Annotated in this window: 11 protein-coding genes; 8 read left to right on the top strand and 3 right to left on the bottom strand. The window is 73.0% G+C overall.

What is annotated here, in order from left to right:
- The first annotated feature begins 23 nt into the window (after positions 1-23).
- The 3 genes from ABGA99_RS22600 (at position 24) to ABGA99_RS22590 (ending at position 4,090) form a co-directional block, all read left to right on the top strand.
- Positions 24-1,817 carry a cation acetate symporter gene (locus tag ABGA99_RS22600; RefSeq protein ID WP_347579926.1) on the top strand — a complete coding sequence of 598 codons (1,794 nt, stop codon included), beginning with the start codon at positions 24-26 and terminating at the stop codon, positions 1,815-1,817.
- Between the two features lie 258 nt (positions 1,818-2,075).
- Positions 2,076-2,450 carry a DUF485 domain-containing protein gene (locus ABGA99_RS22595; RefSeq protein WP_347579927.1) on the top strand — a complete coding sequence of 125 codons (375 nt, stop codon included), beginning with the start codon at positions 2,076-2,078 and terminating at the stop codon, positions 2,448-2,450.
- Positions 2,447-4,090 (top strand): cation acetate symporter, encoded by a 1,644-nt coding sequence (locus ABGA99_RS22590; RefSeq protein WP_347579928.1) that lies wholly within the window; start codon positions 2,447-2,449, stop codon positions 4,088-4,090. Before ABGA99_RS22595 ends, ABGA99_RS22590 begins: the two co-directional genes overlap by 4 nt.
- Positions 4,091-4,315: 225 nt before the next feature.
- On the opposite strand, the gene ABGA99_RS22585 is transcribed toward ABGA99_RS22590, so the two are convergent.
- A complete protein-coding gene (locus ABGA99_RS22585) occupies positions 4,316-5,227 on the bottom strand; it encodes a LysR family transcriptional regulator (RefSeq protein ID WP_347579929.1) in 912 nt (303 codons plus the stop codon).
- A gap of 399 nt (positions 5,228-5,626) precedes the next feature.
- Between ABGA99_RS22585 and ABGA99_RS22580 the strand changes: the two genes are divergently transcribed.
- Positions 5,627-6,523, top strand: coding sequence for a class I SAM-dependent methyltransferase (locus ABGA99_RS22580; RefSeq protein WP_347579930.1), 897 nt, complete (start codon positions 5,627-5,629; stop codon positions 6,521-6,523).
- 65 nt (positions 6,524-6,588) lie between these two features.
- Entirely contained in the window at positions 6,589-8,109 is a 1,521-nt protein-coding gene (locus ABGA99_RS22575; RefSeq protein ID WP_347579931.1) for a sulfatase-like hydrolase/transferase, read from the top strand.
- Between the two features lie 18 nt (positions 8,110-8,127).
- On the opposite strand, the gene ABGA99_RS22570 is transcribed toward ABGA99_RS22575, so the two are convergent.
- Positions 8,128-10,365: an excinuclease ABC subunit UvrA gene (locus tag ABGA99_RS22570; protein WP_347580023.1), complete on the bottom strand. Its 2,238-nt coding sequence runs from the start codon at positions 10,363-10,365 to the stop codon at positions 8,128-8,130.
- A gap of 98 nt (positions 10,366-10,463) precedes the next feature.
- Positions 10,464-10,898, bottom strand: a complete 435-nt coding sequence (locus ABGA99_RS22565) for an anti-sigma factor antagonist (protein WP_347579932.1) — start codon at positions 10,896-10,898, stop codon at positions 10,464-10,466.
- Between the two features lie 324 nt (positions 10,899-11,222).
- Between ABGA99_RS22565 and ABGA99_RS22560 the strand changes: the two genes are divergently transcribed.
- The 3 genes from ABGA99_RS22560 (at position 11,223) to ABGA99_RS22550 (ending at position 16,755) form a co-directional block, all read left to right on the top strand.
- Positions 11,223-13,307, top strand: a complete 2,085-nt coding sequence (locus tag ABGA99_RS22560; protein WP_347579933.1) for a family 20 glycosylhydrolase — start codon at positions 11,223-11,225, stop codon at positions 13,305-13,307.
- 150 nt (positions 13,308-13,457) lie between these two features.
- Positions 13,458-14,576 (top strand): hypothetical protein, encoded by a 1,119-nt coding sequence (locus tag ABGA99_RS22555; protein WP_347579934.1) that lies wholly within the window; start codon positions 13,458-13,460, stop codon positions 14,574-14,576.
- 154 nt (positions 14,577-14,730) lie between these two features.
- Positions 14,731-16,755 (top strand): translation factor GTPase family protein, encoded by a 2,025-nt coding sequence (locus ABGA99_RS22550; protein WP_347579935.1) that lies wholly within the window; start codon positions 14,731-14,733, stop codon positions 16,753-16,755.
- Positions 16,756-16,768 lie beyond the last annotated feature (13 nt).

Raw genomic sequence — 16,768 nt, 5'->3', positions numbered from 1 at the left:
GCAGTCGTGACAGGGCACAGCACGTGAACACCGTCCAGCCCGCCGTCGCCGTGGCCGTCGTCTGCGTCGCCACGGCCCTGTTCGGCGTGTACGGGTTGCGCCCCGGCCGCGCCACCTCCGACTTCTACGTCGCGTCCCGCGCGGTGACGCCGCTGCAGAACGCCTCCGCCATCGGCGGCGAGTACCTGTCGGCCGCGTCCTTCCTCGGCATCGCCGGCCTCGTGCTCGCGTACGGCGCCGACATGCTCTGGTATGGCGTCGGCTACACCGCCGGCTATCTGGTCCTGCTCGCCTTCGTCGCCGCGCCGATGCGCCGCTCCGGCGCGTACACCGTCCCGGACTTCGCCGAGGCCCGGCTGCAGTCGAAGCGGGTGCGGCAGCTCGCCTCGGTGCTCGTCGTCCTCATCGGCTGGCTCTATCTGCTGCCGCAGCTCCAGGGCGCGGGGCTGACCCTGCGCACCGTCACCGGCGCCCCGCTGTGGGTCGGCCCGGTGGCCGTCGCGGCGGTGGTGATGACGACCGTCGCCTCCGGCGGCATGCGCAGCGTCACGGCGGTGCAGGCGTTCCAGTACTGGCTGAAGCTGACGGCCCTCGCGGTGCCGGTGATCTTCCTGCTGCTGGCCTGGCGCGCGGACGGCGCGCCGTGGCCGGACGCCGACGCGCCGCCGCGGTTCCGCGACGCGACGACGGTGACCGTGCACCAGGCGGTGGACGTACGGGTCGAGGATCCGGTACGGGTCACGGTGCACGGCCGGCTCGACGGCGAGCGGCTGGACGGGGAGCGGGTGCGCATCGGCCCCGGCGTGCACGCGATCGGCGAGGAGACCCGGGTACGGTTCCCGGCCGGCGCCGACGTGCCGCACCCGGTCGACGAGGAGCCCGTCGACGGCCTCAACTGGACGCGCCCGCTGTCCGGCACGGAACACCCCGGCTACGGCACGTACTCGCTGCTCATCGCCACCCTGCTCGGCACCATGGGCCTGCCCCACGTCATCGTCCGTTTCTACACCAATCCCGACGGCCCGGCCGCGCGCCGCACCACCTGGACCGTGCTGTGGCTGCTGGCCGCCTTCTACCTGCTGCCGCCGCTCTACGGCGCCCTCGGCCGCCTTTACACGCCCGAACTCCTCATGACCGGCCGCACGGACGCCACGCTGCTGCTGCTCCCCGACCGGCTGCTGGGCGGCGGCCCGGCGGCGGCGGTCCTCGGCACGCTGCTGACCGCGGGGGCGTTCGCGGCGTTCCTGTCCACCGCCTCCGGCCTGACGATGTCGGTGGCGGGCGTGCTGGGGCAGGAGTTGGAGCGCAGACGGGCCCGGCGGGCGACGGCCCCGCCGGGCAAGGCGGCCGACGCCCGCGCGGAGGTGCGGGCGACCGTGCTGCGGCTGCGGCTCGCCGGGGTCGCCGCGGCGGCGGTGCCGTGCGTGGCGTCGCTGGTGGTCGTGGAGCGGCCCGTCGCGGACGTGGTGGGGCTGGCGTTCGCGGTCGCGGCCTCGTCGTTCTGCCCGCTGCTGCTGCTCGGCATCTGGTGGCGCGGGCTGACCCCGCAGGGCGCCGCCGCCGGGCTGCTCGTCGGCGGCGGGGCGGCGCTGGCGACGGTGGCGGCGACCATGTTCGGCGTCCAACTCGGCGGCTGGCCCGGGGCGTTGCTGGCGCGGCCGGCAGCGTGGACGGTGCCGCTGGCGTTCGCGGTGATGGTGGGGGCCTCGTGGCTGACGAGGCGCAGTGTGCCCAGCGGTACGGCGCACGCGCTGCTGCGGCTGCACGCGCCCGAGTCGCTGGACCTGCCGCGCCGCCCGGGGCGTACGGCCGGCTGACCGACGGCGTACGGCCGGCGCGCTGACCGACGCCGCCGGCCGGCCCACCGTGCAGGGCCGGTTGACCCACCGCCGGCCGGCAGCCGGCGAGGGCGTATCGCCGCCTGACCGACCGCTCGTCGTGCCTTCGCTACCGCTCGGCGCATCCGCGCCGCCGTTCACGGCACCACCGTCGCGCGGCGGCTCCCACGGCGGCCCGCGCGCTTCTACCGTGGCCGCGCCCGGCCCGTCCGGACACCCCCGTCCCCCAAGGCGCCCATGGAGGCCGCGATGAGCAGCACGCCCCCGACCGGCAGATCGCCGGACATATACGAGGAAGTACAGCAGAGCGAGGAGTTCGGGGAGCTGCGACGCGCACACCGTTCGTTCGCGTTTCCGCTGACCGTCGGATTCATCGCCTGGTACCTGCTGTACGTGCTGCTGTCGAACTACGCGGGCGGCTTCATGGGCACGGAGGTCGTCGGCAACATCAACGTGGCGTTCGTGCTCGGCATCGCGCAGTTCGTCACCACGTTCGCCATCGCATGGTGGTACGCGCGGCACGCGGCCGCGAAGCTCGACCCCAGGTCCGAGCAGCTCAAGACTGAGGTCGAGGGCCGGGTGGCCGGCAATGGCACGGAGGTCGGGAAATGACGGGCGCCACCACCACGAACGCGCTGCAGATGGTCGCCCAGTCGGATCCGGGTGAGCACCGCACGCTGATCGTCACGCTGTTCTCGGTCTTCGTGGCGCTCACGCTGGCGGTGACGGTGTGGGCGGGACGCAAGACGAAGGACGCCACCGACTACTACGCGGGCGGCCGTTCCTTCACGGGCTTCCAGAACGGGCTGGCGATCTCCGGGGACTACATGTCCGCGGCCTCCTTCCTGGGCATCGCCGGTGCCATCGCGCTGGCGGGTTACGACGGGTTCCTGTACTCCATCGGCTTCCTGGTCGCCTGGCTGGTGGCGCTGCTGCTGGTCGCCGAACCGCTGCGCAACTCCGGCCGGTTCACCATGGGCGACGTGCTCGCGTACCGGATGCGCCAGCGTCCCGTACGCACCGCGGCCGGGGTGTCGACCATCGTGGTGTCGATCTTCTACCTGCTGGCGCAGATGGTCGGCGCCGGCGCGCTGGTCGCCCTGCTGCTGGGGATCACCGGCGAGGCGGGCAAGAACCTCATCGTGGTCCTCGTCGGCCTGGTGATGATCCTGTACGTCACCATCGGCGGCATGAAGGGCACCACCTGGGTGCAGATCATCAAGGCCGTGCTGCTGATCCTGGGCACCCTGCTGATCACGATACTGGTGCTGGCGAAGTTCGACTTCAACATCTCCCAGCTGCTGGGCGCCGCCGCGGACAACTCCGGCAAGGGCGCGGCGTTCCTGGAGCCGGGGCTGAAGTACGGGGTGACGACCACCTCGAAGATCGACTTCATCTCGCTGGGCATCGCGCTGGTGCTGGGCACCGCCGGTCTGCCGCACATCCTGATCCGCTTCTACACGGTGCCGACCGCGCAGACCGCGCGTAAGTCCGTGCTCTGGGCGATCGGCATCATCGGCGGCTTCTACCTGATGACCATCGCGCTGGGCTTCGGCGCCGCCGCGCTGATCAAACAGGAGACGATCGTCGAGTCCAACCCGGCGGGCAACACCGCGGCACCACTACTCGCGGAGGAAATCGGCGGCGGAGCGGGATCCACCGGAGGTGCGATCCTGCTCGCGATGATCTCCGCGGTCGCGTTCGCCACGATCCTCGCGGTCGTCGCCGGACTGACACTGGCCTCGTCGTCGTCGTTCGCGCACGACCTGTACGCCAACGTCATCCGCAAGGGCAAGGCCACCGAGAAGGAGGAGATCGCGGCGGCGCGCATCGCGGCCGTCGGGATCGGCGCGGTCGCCATCCTGCTGGGCGTCTTCGCGGGCAGTCTCAACGTCGCCGGCCTGGTGGCCCTGGCCTTCGCCGTGGCGGCGTCGGCGAACCTGCCCACGATCCTCTACAGCCTGTTCTGGAAGCGGTTCACCACCCAGGGCGCGCTGTGGTCCATCTACGGCGGCCTGTTCACCTCGGTGTTCCTGGTGCTGTTCTCCCCGGTGGTCTCCGGCAAGGAGACCAGCATGTGGCCGGGTGTGGACTTCCAGTGGTTCCCGCTGGAGAACCCGGGCCTGATCTCCATCCCCGCCGGCTTCCTCCTCGGCTGGCTCGGCTCGATCCTGTCCAAGGACGAGGACGCCACCGGCAAGAAGTACGCCGAACTCGAGGTCCGCTCCCTCACCGGCGCCGGCGCCCACTAGGCACCGCCGCCGGGCCGGCGCGGGCCGTACCCACGGCCCGCCCGGCCACGCCGGTTCCCCGCCGGCATCCGAGCGGCGGCCGGCCGGCGGTGCCCGAGCGCCTGCCGTCCGGTCGTCACCCACCCCCCTCCCCGGGGGGCGGGGCACCCTCCTCCGCCCCGCCCCCTCCCCCCACTCCCGCGGGCCCGCGGGCTCCGTGCTCCTGCGGGCCCGCGGGCCCTTCGGCTAACCGACCGTCTCCTTCGCCCGTACCTGCAGCGCGTCGAGCGCGGCGCGCACCGCGGGGCTGCCGGTCGCGCCGCGCCGGGTGACGGTGAGGAACGTACGGGACGGGACAGGCACCCCGGTGATCCGCACCCGGCGGATCGACGGTACCCCGGAGAACTGCGCGAGCCGGGGCACGAGGGCGACGCCGAGGCCGTTCGAGACCATCACCGCCGTCACGGTCCAGTCGCACGCCTCGTGCGTCACGTTGGGCCCGAAGCCCGCCGCGCTGCAGGCCGCGAGCACGTGCTGGCGCGACCAGACGCCCGGGGGGCCGATGATCCACCGCTCCCCCGCGGCCTCGGCGAGTTCGATCGCCGTGCGCGCGGCCAGCGGGTGGTCCTCCGGCACGACCAGGTCGAAGGGGTCCTCGATGAGCGTGTGCTGCTCGAAGCGCTGGTCGCCGCGGGCCGGGGCCTCGGCGGACGCCTCCACGACGGAGAGGTCCGTCTCGCAGTCGAACAGCAGGTCGTAGCAGTCCGCCGGCTCCGCCTCGCGCAGCCGCACGTCGAGCCGCGGATACGCCGCGCGCAGCGCGCCGGCCACCGGCGCCAGCAGCCGGCACATCGCGCTCGGGAAGCCGGACATGCGCAGCTCGCCGGCCGGCTCCTCGCCGATCGCGTGCAGTTCGGCCGCCGCCCGCTCCCACTGCGCCTCGATGACGTCGGCGTGTGCGAGCAGCCCGCGCGCCGCGGGCGTGAGCCGCACCCGGCGGCCCTGCGGCTCCAGCAGCCGGACGTCCAGTTCCCGGCCGAGCTGCCGGATCTGCTGGGAGGCGGCGGAGGGGGTGAGGTGGAGCGACTCGGCGGCGGCGGTCACGGTGCCGTAGTACGCGACCGCGCGGAGCACGCGCAGCCGGCGCAGGTCAATCATGTAGGCCCTCCTTCACGATGCCGTCCATAAATCCAACCTAGACCTGAACGAACGCAGCTTACATGCTGGAAACCGAGCAACGCGGGCCAGGACCGACGGGCCGCGACCGGACGAGAACCGCCGGAGCGCACGGCGGGGAGAGGACATCCGAGGTGTTCGAGGGTCACTGCCCCCACTGCGGCTGGGCGGACAGCACGCCGTTCCACACCGTCTCGCAGCATCGCACGGGCGGGGGGATGACGATCTGGACCCGGTGCCAGTGCGGCTCCCTGCAGATGCGGACGGTGGACGCGGCCGGCGGCCGCATCGTCACCCGCGGGCGCCCGGCCCCGGACGCGGCCGGCGGGCCCTTCCCGGCAACGGTGCGGGAACGCGAGGCCGCGCGGGTAGAAAGGTGCCATGACCGCTGACGAACCGGCGCCCACGGTCGCCGAGATGCTCCGCGCCAACGAGGCCAACTGGGACGCCCGCGCCCCGGTGCACGCGCGCAGCGACTTCTACGGCCTCGACGGCTCCCGGGCGCCGGGCGACTGGTTCGCGCCCTTCGAGTGGGACGACCTCGGCGACCTGCACGGCCGGGACGTGCTCCACCTGATGTGCCATCTGGGCACCGACACGCTCGCCTTCGCCGAGCGGGGCGCGGCCCGCACCGTCGGCCTCGACTTCTCCGCCGCGTCCGTCGCCGGGGCGCGGCGGATCGCGGCGGAGGCGGGCCGGGAGGTGGAGTTCGTACGGGCCGACGTGCACCGGGCGCCCGAGGCGCTGGCCGGCCGGCGCTTCGACGTCGTCTACACCGGCAAGGGCGCGCTGTGTTACCTGCCGGATCTCGCGGCGTGGGCCGAGGTGGTACGGGCCCTGCTGCGGCCCGGCGGCGTGCTGTACGTCGTCGAGTTCCACCCGCTGCTCGACTCACTGGGCCCGGCGGGCAGCCCCGACGAGGTGCCGGAACTGCTGCTGCGCCACGACTACCTCGCCGGCCGCGGCCCCGTACGCAAGGACTCCCCGCACACGTACACCGACGGCCCGCCGCTCACCGGCCCGGTCACCAGCTACGAGTGGCGCCACGGCATCGGCGACGTGGTCACGGCGCTGACCGGCGCCGGTCTCGCCGTCGACCTGCTGCGCGAGACGGACCTGCTGCCGTGGCCGCGGTTCGCGGCGATGGAGCGGGACCCGCAGAGCGGCTGGTGGCGGCTGCCGCCGACCCGGCCCGCGGTCCCGCTGATCTTCGCGCTGCGCGCCGCACCCGCGCCCGGACCCGTGCGGGGGCTTGAACTCCGGGCCCGTTCCGGGTGACCCTCCCCGGACGACCGAGCCCCCGTCCGGGGTACGCCACCCGCCCCCGTCAGGAAGCACCCCGTATGACGCAGCGCACCCGCCGCCCCAACATCCTGCTCCTCACCAGCGACCAGCAGCACTGGAACACCCTCGGCCGCGGCAACCCCGAGATCCACACCCCGCACCTCGACCGGCTCGCCGCCCAGGGCACCGCCTTCGAGCGCGCGTACTGCCCCAACCCGACCTGCACCCCGACCCGCGCCTCGATGATCACCGGCAAGTACCCCAGCCAGCACGGCGCGTGGACGCTCGGCACCAAACTGCCCGAGGACCAGCCGACGCTCGGGCAGCACCTGGGGGCCGCCGGGTACGCCACCTCGCTGGTCGGCAAGGCGCACTTCCAGCCGCTCGTGAGCACGGCGGAGCACCCCTCCATCGAGTCGTACCCGCTGCTGCAGGACCTGGACCACTGGCGGGACTTCCACGGCCCGTACTACGGATTCGACCACGTGGAACTGGCCCGCAACCACACCGCGGAGGCGCACGCGGGCCAGCACTACGCGCTCTGGCTGGAGGAGCGGGGCTGCGCGGACTGGCGGCGGTTCTTCCGGCCGCCGACCGGCACCCTGGACCCCGGTGTGCGGCACACCTGGCCGATCCCCGAGGAACTGCACTACAACGCGTGGATCGCCGAGCGCACCGGCGCGCTGCTGGAAGGGTACGCCGAGCGCGGCGAATCGTTCTTCTGCTGGGCCAGCTTCTTCGACCCGCACCCGCCGTACCTCGTGCCCGAGCCCTGGGACCGGATGTACGACCCGGACGCGCTGACCGTCCCGGAGGCCGTCGTGGGCGAACACGACGGCAACCCGCCGCACTTCGGCCTCACCCAGCAGGACCGGCCCGACTTCTCCCCGTGGCAGGAGTCGGGGCAGTACGTCCACGGCTTCCACTCCCACCGGCTGCCGGCCGCCGAGCGGCGGCGGCTGGTGGCGACGTACTACGGGATGGTCAGCATGCTCGACGCCTACGTCGGCCGGATCCTGGACCGGCTCGACGCACTCGGTCTGGCCGAGGACACGATCGTGGTGTTCACCACCGACCACGGGCACTTCTTCGGCCAGCACGGGCTGCAGGCCAAGGGCGCGTTCCACTACGAGGACCTGCTGCGGGTACCGTTCCTCGTCCGGCTGCCCGGCCGGGTGCCCGCGGGGCGCGCCTCGTCCGCGCTGGTGTCGACCGTCGACCTGGCGCCGACGTTCCTGGAACTGGCCGGGCTGCCGGTGCCGCGGGAGATGACCGGCGTCAGCCAGGCGGAGGTCTTCACCGGCGGCGCGGCGAGCGCGCGGGACCACGTCATCTGCGAGTTCCGGCACGAGCCGACGTCGGTCAGCCTGCGCACGTACGTCGACGACCGCTACAAGCTGACGGTCTATCAGGGACGGACGTACGGCGAGCTGTTCGACCTGCGCGCCGATCCGGGCGAGACGCGCAACCTGTGGGACGACCCGGGGAGCGCCGGGCTCAAGTCCGAGCTGCTGCTCAGGTACATCTGGGCGGAGCTGGGCAAGGAGCCGATGTGGATGCCGCGGGTGGCGGCGGCGTAGGCGCTCCCCGGGGGCGGTTCAGTCCCGGTCGACGTACTCGCGCAGGTGCTGGGCCGTGAGCGTGTCCGCCTCCGCGATCAGGGCGGCCGGAGTGCCGGTGAACACCACCCGGCCGCCGTCGTGGCCGCCGCCGGGACCGAGGTCGATCAGCCAGTCGGCGTGCGCCATGACCGCCTGGTGGTGCTCGATGACCACCACCGAGTTGCCCCCGTCGACCAGCCGGTCGAGCAGCGCCAGCAGCTTGTCGACGTCGGCCATGTGCAGCCCGGTGGTCGGCTCGTCGAGGATGTACGTGGCCGCCTTCTCGGCCATGTGGATGGCCAGCTTCAGCCGCTGCCGCTCGCCGCCGGAGAGGGTGTTGAGCGGCTGGCCGAGGCGCAGGTAGCCCAGGCCCACGTCGGCGAGCCGGCCGAGGATGACGTGCGCCTGGCCGGCGGGGAAGAAGTCGTGCGCCTCGGCGACCGACATCCCCAGCACCTCGCTGATGTTCTTGCCGCGCAGCGTGTACGTCAGCACCTCGGGCGTGTAGCGCTTGCCCTCGCACTCCTCGCACACGGACGCGACGCCGGCCATCATCGCCAGGTCGGTGTAGATCAGCCCGATGCCCTTGCACTTGGGGCAGGCGCCCGCGGAGTTGGCGGAGAACAGGGCGGCCTTGACCCCGTTGGCCTTGGCGAAGGCGGTACGCATCGGGCCGAGCAGACCGGTGTACGTCGCGGGGTTGGACCGCCGCGAGCCGCGGATCGGCGACTGGTCGGCGACCACGACGCCGTCCCGGCCGGCGAGGTAGCCGTGCACGAGGGAGGACTTGCCCGAGCCGGCGACGCCGGTGACCACCGTGAGCACCCCGAGCGGCACCTCGACGCGGACGTCGCGGAGGTTGTGCAGGTCGGCGCCCTCGACGGCGATGTGCCCGCGCGGCTGCCTGGGCCGCTCGCGCAGCCGAACCCGGTGTTCCAGGTACCGGCCCGTCAGCGTGCCGGAGGCGCGCAGCCCCGGCACGTCGCCGCTGAAGGTGACGTGCCCGCCGTCGCTGCCTGCGCCGGGGCCGAGGTCCACGACGTGGTCGGCGATGGCGACGACCTCCGGCTTGTGCTCCACGACGAGCACGGTGTTGCCCTTGTCGCGCAGCCGCAGCAGCAGGTCGTTCATGCGCCGGATGTCGTGCGGGTGCAGCCCGATGGTGGGCTCGTCGAAGACGTAGGTGACGTCGGTGAGGCTGGAGCCGAGGTGGCGCACCATCTTCACGCGCTGCGCCTCGCCGCCGGAGAGGGTGGCGGAGGGGCGGTCGAGGCTGAGGTAGCCGAGGCCGATCTCGACCAGCGAGTCCAGCACCCCGCGCAGGTTGTCCAGCAGCGGCCCCACCGACTCGCTCTCGATCCCGCGGACGAACTTGGCGAGGTCGGTGATCTGCAGGGCGGCGCATTCGGCGATGTTCCGGCCCTGGATCTTCGAGGAGAGGGCGGCGGCCGAGAGCCGGGTGCCGCCGCAGTCGGGGCAGGCGGCGAAGACGACGGCCCGGTCCACGAACGCACGGACGTGGCTCTGCAGCGCGTCGCGCTCCTTCACCAGCCACATCCGCGTGATCTTGGGGATGAGCCCCTCGTAGGTGATGTTGTGGTTGCCGACCTTGACCTTCACGGTCTCCTTGTGGAGGAGGTCGTGCCACTCCTGTTCGGTGAAGTCGGCGAGCTTCGCGTCCGGGTCGTAGAAGCCGGAGGAGACCAGGACTTCCCAGTACCAGTTGCCGACGGCGAAGTTCGGGATGGTGACGGCACCCTCGTTGAGGGAGAGCCGGCGGTCGACGAGCTGGTCGACGTCTATCTGCGAGACCTCCCCCAGGCCCTCGCAGCGCGGGCACATGCCCTCGGGGACGTTGAAGCTGAACGCGCCGGAGGTGCCCACGTGCGGCTGGCCCAGCCGGCTGAACAGGATGCGCAGCATCGCGTACGCGTCGGTGGCCGTGCCCACCGTGGAGCGGGAGTTGGCGCCCATCCGCTCCTGGTCGATGACGATGGCGGCGGAGAGGTTGTGCAGCCCGTCGGCGTCGGGCCGGGGCAGGTTCGGCATGAAGGACTGCACGAAGGCGCTGTACGTCTCGTTGATCAGCCGCTGCGACTCCGCGGCGATGGTGCCGAAGACGAGCGAGGACTTGCCGGAGCCGGAGACGCCGGTGAAGACCGAGAGCCGCCGCTTGGGGATGTCGAGCGAGATGCCGGCCAGGTTGTTCGCCCGGGCGCCGCGCACCTTGATCACGTCGTGGGTGTCGGCGAGGCTCGCCGCGCCGGCGGCGGGCCCGGGGCCCGGAGGATGGTTCTCTGCTGCTTGCGCTGAACACATGAGCGCGATTCTAATCAAATTTGACTAGCGACCGCTCCCGGGTTTTCTTCGGGCAGGGCGTCGGCCAGCGACGGCACCGGACCGAGCGTGTCGAGCAGGCCGCAGTACCGCAGGATCCGGTGCGCCATGACGCCCTCGGGGCAGACCAGCCGCAGCTCGCCGCCGCGGTCGCCGGTGCGTCTGCGGGCGCGCACCAGCAGCCGCAGGCCCGAGCAGTCGAGGAACTCCGTACGGCCCAGATCGATGACCACGCGCGGCGCGGCCGCGCCGGTGATCACGTCGAGGTACGGCTCGACATCGAGCTGGGCGGCGAGGTCGATCTCACCGCGCAGCTCCAGCACCGTGAATCCGTGCAGCCGGTAGCTCCGCGCGAAGCGCGACTCCACCCGGTCGGCGTGTTCGTCGCCGCCGGTACGCCACGAAGCTCCGGTCACGTCGTCTGTGTACACCACGTGCTCCCCCCACGGGGCCCGTTCTGCCCAGCCGGGGGCAGGCAGCCGAGATCATAGTCACCGGGGTCCAGGGTGGACCGCCAACCGTAGTGCGGCATGTCGGGACAGGGGCAAGGTTGGCGCAAACGAGCCGGTCAAGATTCCCTCAACCGGGCGATTAATTCACAAACAGCTTGACCGATTCTCACACGATATGGCAATGGGCTGTCACTGCATCAGGTGCCGGCGCGTAAGTCCACGCCGCGCCGCGCTTCCGTCCATGGCCGCGGTCGCCGACGGGCTGGTACGCCTGGGCAGTTGACGTCGCCCGAGGGAGCCGCCATGCCGCAGGAGACCCCAGCGCCAGCACCGCGCAGCCCGTCCGTACGCACGGCGCCGCACGCCGGGCCGTACGCCCGGCGCCGGCAGCGGCGCCCCCGCAACCGCGCGCTGTGGCTCGCCGCGGCCGCCGGGATGCTGCTGTCCCTCGCCCCCGGCGTGCCCGCGAGCCAGGCCGCCGAGCCCAACTCCGCACCCGTCACGATCCCTTCGGTCCGCTCGTGGGAGGGCGGCTCGGGCACGTGGGAGCTGACCCGGGACAGCCGGATCGTGCTGGACCGCGGCGACGCCGGGAAGCTGGCGCCCACCGCCGCGATGCTCGCCCGCGAGCTGGACCTCCAGGAGGGCCTGCGCCCGCGGATCGCCACCGGCCGCCCCGGCCGCGGCGACATCGGCCTGGACCTCGGCGGCGGCGCCCCCTCCCCCGAGGGCTACGAACTGGACCTCGCCGACGCCGCCCGGGTCACCGCCCCGGACCGCCGCGGCGTGCTCTACGGCACCCGCACCCTGCTCCAGGCGCTGCGCACCGGTGCCGAGGAGCACACCGTCGTCCGCGGGACCGTGCGCGACCACCCCACCCACGGCGAGCGCGGCACGATGCTCGACGTGGGCCGCCGGTACTTCTCGGTGGACTACCTCAAGCAGCAGATCCGCCAGCTCGCCTGGTACAAGCTCAACACCTTCCATCTGCACCTGACGGACTGGAACGGCTACCGCATCGAGAGCGACCGGTTCCCGGAGATCGTCGCCGAACAGCACTACACCAAGCGCGAGTTGCGCGACCTGGAGGACTACGCCGCGCGCTACGGGGTCACGCTCGTCCCGGAGATCGACCTGCCCGGGCACGCCGTCTCCATCGGCGACGCCCGCCCCGACCTGGCGTTCGCCTGCGAGTCGATGTCCCGGCCGAGCAACGGCTGGGAGGGCTCCGACCGCGGCCACTGGACGCTGGACTACACCAAGCCGGAGACGCGGCGCTTCGCCCGCGAACTGGTCGCCGAGGTCGCGGACGTCTTCGACAGCCCGTACCTCCACATCGGCACCGACGAGATCCCGCTGCGCCCGGCGCAGGAGGCGTGCCCCGAACTGGTCGCGTACCAGAAGAAGCAGGGCTACCCCTACCCCGGCGACGTGCTGGTGGAGTTCATCGACGACCTGGCCGGGGCCGTCCGCGCCGAGGGCAAGACGGCGCAGGTCTGGCAGTGGTGGGACTTCCAGCAGCCCACGAGCATCGACCCGGACAAGCGCACCGGGGTCACCGAATGGCTCTCGCCCCCCGGCGGCCGGGCCGCCGAGGGCTACCCGACCGTCGGCATGGAGGAGAGCAAGCTGTACATGAGCGCCGGTTTCGGCGCCACGCCCGGTGACTACGCCTTCTTCGACGTACGCGACGTGTACCGCGACTACCCGTTCGAGTCCGCGCCCCACATCCTCGGCTACCGGATGGCCCGCTGGTCCGACCGCACCTACGACTACTCCGACGGCTGGGTCGACTACTTCGCCCGCCGCCCACTCGCCGTCGTCGCCGACCGCACCTGGGCGACCCCGGCCGGCTCCCCCGTGCAGCCGTTCCTCGACGGCTACGACCGCGTCGGCGACGCGCTGCCGCTCACGGTGCCGGACCCGGCCGACCCCGAGTCGCAGATCGGCGCCAACTCCGGTCTGTACGGGCAGGAAGGCTGGACGGCGACGGCCACCACCGAGGAGAGCGCCGGCGAGCCGGGCGGGGCCGCGCGCGCCGTCGACAACGACCCGTACACCCACTGGCACAGCGACTACGGCGCCGCGCTGCCGCAGCAGTTGTCCGTCGACACCGGCGCCCAGCGGAAGCTGGCCGGGGTGCGCTACATGCCGCGGCAGGACGGCGGCATCAACGGCCGGGTGAAGGACTACGAGGTGCTGGTCTCCGCCGACGGCGAGCGCTGGCGGACGGTGGCCGCGGGCAGCTTCCCGGAGGACCGCACGGAGTTCACCGTGCCGTTCCGGGAGGTGAAGGCGAGGCACATCGCGCTGAAGGTGCTCAGTGAGCACGGCGCGTCGGACACGTTCGCCTCGGTGGCGGAACTGGACGCCGTACGCGTCCGGTGAGCCCTGCGGGGTGCGCCGGGGTGAACGTCGAGCGGCGCCCGTGCGCACCTCCGGTGACGTACTGACATAACTGAAATACCCGGACAACCCTCACCCCCGGCGGGCGGTCTGACCCCGTGTCAGACCGCACCGCTGGAAGGGAATTCACGGATGAGGACACGGGTACGCACCGCCCTGGCGATCGCCGCGGCGCTCGCCGCCGGCGCCGCGCTCGCCGCCCCCGCGTCGGCCGCGGGCCGCACGCACGAACCCCGCTGGGAGATATCGCTCGCCGGCAGCCTGCCCGACGGCGCCTGGCTGCACTCGGTGACGTCCGCGGGCGGCAGCGCCTGGGCCGTCGGCACCGACAGCCTCTACGAGGGCATGCCCGACGGCGTCGTGCTGCACTGGGACGGCCGGCGCTGGCGGGAGGTCGAGGACCCCGCCCTGCCGCCGGTCTCTTACTGGAACAGCGTCGACTCCGCCTCGCCGCGCGACGTGTGGGCGTACGGCTGGAACTACGACGACGAGTACGTCGTCCGCTGGGACGGCCGGAAGTGGCGGCAGGTGCCGCTGCCGGAGCTGCCCGGCGGCGAGCACCACGGCTCCGCGGAGATCGCCGCCGAACGGGGCCGCGTGTGGGTGGCGGGCTGGAGGTGGCTGAGCACGTACGCGCGCGGCTCCTGGAAGACGGAGAGGGTGCCGAACGGGCTGGACCTGGCCGACGTCGACGCGCGCTCCTCCCGGAGCGCCTGGGCCGTCGGCGGCTTCGCCCACGTCGGCCAGGAGAGCCGGCCCGTGGTGATGCGCTGGCAGAACGGCCGCTGGAGCGAGACCGAGGCCCCCGGCGACCCAGACCTGCGGCTGACCGGCGTCCATGTGGAGTCCGACCGCAGCGTCTGGGCGACCGGTCGGGTCCCCGCGGCCGGCGGAGAGGGATTCGCCGAGCCCAGGGTCCTGCACTGGAACGGCCACAGGTGGCGGGATGTCACGGGGCCGGTGAGCGGGCTCTTCGCCGAGGCCCTCACCGGTGACGGCCGCGGCGGCATCTGGGTGTCCGGAGACCCGTACGGGTGGGAGGGCCCGCCGGTGCTCTGGCACTACGACGGCCGCCGCTGGACGCGCCACGAGGGCGCCACGGTGACGGCGGGCGAGACGCAGGGGTACGAGGTCGCCGCCCTGGCCCCGGGCGGGCGGCACGGCGGTCCGTGGGCCGTGGGCAGCTACGCGCGGGTCGAGGGCACGACGTCGTACCAGTCCGAGCTGATCGAGCGGTTCGGCCGCCGCTGATGCGTTAATTCGGTTGCCGCGCCCGGCCGGCCGCTGCTCCACTGGCCGGGCACGGCAGACCCATGTCCCCAGGACCGAGAGGAAACGCGCATGCGCGCAGCGTTCATGTCCACCCAGCAGGCCATCGCCACCTACGCAAGGGACATGACGCTTCGTGCACACGCTGAACCTGGGAATCCTGGCCCATGTCGACGCCGGTAAGACCAGCCTGACCGAGCGGCTGCTGCACGCGGCCGGGGTCGTCGAGGAGGTCGGGAGCGTCGACGACGGCAGCACCCGCACCGACTCGCTCGCGCTGGAGCGGCAGCGCGGCATCACCATCAAGTCCGCCGTCGTCTCCTTCGCGCTCGACGGCATCACCGTCAACCTCATCGACACGCCCGGCCACCCGGACTTCATCGCCGAGGTGGAGCGGGTGCTGCACGTGCTCGACGGTGCGGTGCTCGTGGTCTCCGCCGTCGAGGGCGTGCAGGCGCAGACGCGCGTGCTGATGCGCACGCTGCGGCGTCTGGCCATCCCCACGCTGGTCTTCGTCAACAAGACCGACCGGCGCGGCGCGCGCGATGAGGAACTGGTGCGCGACATCGCCGCCAAACTCGCGCCCGGCGCCGTCGCCATGGGCTCCGTCAGCGGACTCGGCACCCGGGCCGCCGCGTTCACCCCGTACGGCCCGGACCACCCGGACCACCCCGGCAACGCGGCCTTCACCGGCCGGCTCGCCGACGTCCTCGCCGGCCACGACGACGCGCTGCTCGCGGACTACGTCGCCGACGAGGCGGCGGTGACGTACCGCAGGCTGCGCAAGAGCCTCGCCGAGCAGACCGCCGGCGCGCTCGTGCACCCGGTGTACTTCGGCTCCGCCGCCACCGGCGCGGGCGTCGCGGAGCTGACCGCGGGCATCAAGGAGCTGCTGCCGGCCCCCGCCGGGGACGCGGAAGGCCCCGCCGCGGGCACGGTCTTCAAGGTCGAGCGCGGTCCGGGCGGCGAGAAGGTCGCCTACGTGCGGATGCTCGCCGGCACGCTGCGCACCCGCCAGGAGCTGACGTACGGCGACGGCGACCGCGCCCCCGTGACGGAGAAGGTCACCGGCGTCGAGGTCTTCGAGCAGGGCGCGGCGCTGCCCGCGGCCGGGGTCGCGGCCGGCCGCATCGCTCTGGTGCGGGGCCTTGCCGGGGTGCGCATCGGCGACGCGGTGGGCGCGGCCGTGGGCCGGGCGGCGGACGCGCGGCGGCACCACTTCGCGCCGCCGACGCTGGAGACGGTCGTGGTGCCGGACCGGGCCGCGGACCGGGGCGCGCTGCACGCGGCGCTCTTCCAGCTCGCCGAGCAGGACCCGCTGATCGCGCTGCGTCAGGACGACATCCGGCGGGAGCTGTACGTCTCGCTCTACGGCGAGGTGCAGAAGGAGGTCATCGGGGCCACGCTCGCCGACGAGTACGGGCTGCCGGTCTCCTTCCGCGAGTCGTCCGTCATCCACGTCGAGCGGCTGGCGGGCAGCGGTTCGGCGTACGAGAAGGGCGACACGGACACCAACCCTTTCCTGGCCACCGTCGGGCTGCGCGTCGACCCGGCGCCGCCCGGCACGGGCGTGGTCTTCGCGCTCGCGGTGGAGCTGGGCTCGATGCCGTACGCGTTCTTCAAAGCCGTCGAGGACACGGTCCGCGCGACGCTGCGCCAGGGCCTGTCCGGCTGGGAGGTCCCCGACGTGCGGGTGACGATGACGCACTCCGGCTACTGGCCCCGGCAGAGCCACGCCCACCAGGGCTTCAGCAAGGCCATGTCGAGCACCGGCGCCGACTTCCGCGGCATCACCCCGCTGGTACTGGCCGACGCGCTGCGGCGGGCGGGCACGCGGGTGCACGAGCCGGTGCAGCGCTTCCGGCTGGAGGCGCCCGAGGACGCGGTGCCGGCGCTGTGGCCGGTGTTCGCGGCGCTGGCCGCGGTGGTCGACGGGCAGGAGGTGCGCGGCGGGGTCGCGGTGCTGGAGGGCGAGGTGCCGGCGGCGCGGGTGCACGGGCTGGAGCGGCGGCTGCCGGCGCTGACCCGGGGCGAGGGTGTCCTGGAGACGGCCTTCGGCCGCTACCGGGCGGTGCGCGGTCACGCCCCGGCCCGGCCGCGCACCGACCACAACCCGCTGGACCGCAAGGAGTATCTGCTGCACGTCCAGCGGCGGGTGTGAGAGGCGGTACGGG

This window comes from Streptomyces sp. B5E4 (assembly GCF_039871555.1).
Taxonomy (GTDB): Bacteria; Actinomycetota; Actinomycetes; order Streptomycetales; family Streptomycetaceae; genus Streptomyces.
Note: the sequence above shows the minus strand (reverse complement) of the source record. Positions and strands in the feature narration are given on the sequence as shown.

Coding starts and splice junctions, on each gene's coding strand:
- ABGA99_RS22595 (WP_347579927.1), top strand. CDS start 2,076: ATGGAGGCCGCGATGAGCAGCACGCCCCCGACCGGCAGATCGCCGGAC.
- ABGA99_RS22590 (WP_347579928.1), top strand. CDS start 2,447: ATGACGGGCGCCACCACCACGAACGCGCTGCAGATGGTCGCCCAGTCG.
- ABGA99_RS22585 (WP_347579929.1), bottom strand. CDS start 5,227: ATGATTGACCTGCGCCGGCTGCGCGTGCTCCGCGCGGTCGCGTACTAC.
- ABGA99_RS22580 (WP_347579930.1), top strand. CDS start 5,627: ATGACCGCTGACGAACCGGCGCCCACGGTCGCCGAGATGCTCCGCGCC.
- ABGA99_RS22575 (WP_347579931.1), top strand. CDS start 6,589: ATGACGCAGCGCACCCGCCGCCCCAACATCCTGCTCCTCACCAGCGAC.
- ABGA99_RS22560 (WP_347579933.1), top strand. CDS start 11,223: ATGCCGCAGGAGACCCCAGCGCCAGCACCGCGCAGCCCGTCCGTACGC.
- ABGA99_RS22555 (WP_347579934.1), top strand. CDS start 13,458: ATGAGGACACGGGTACGCACCGCCCTGGCGATCGCCGCGGCGCTCGCC.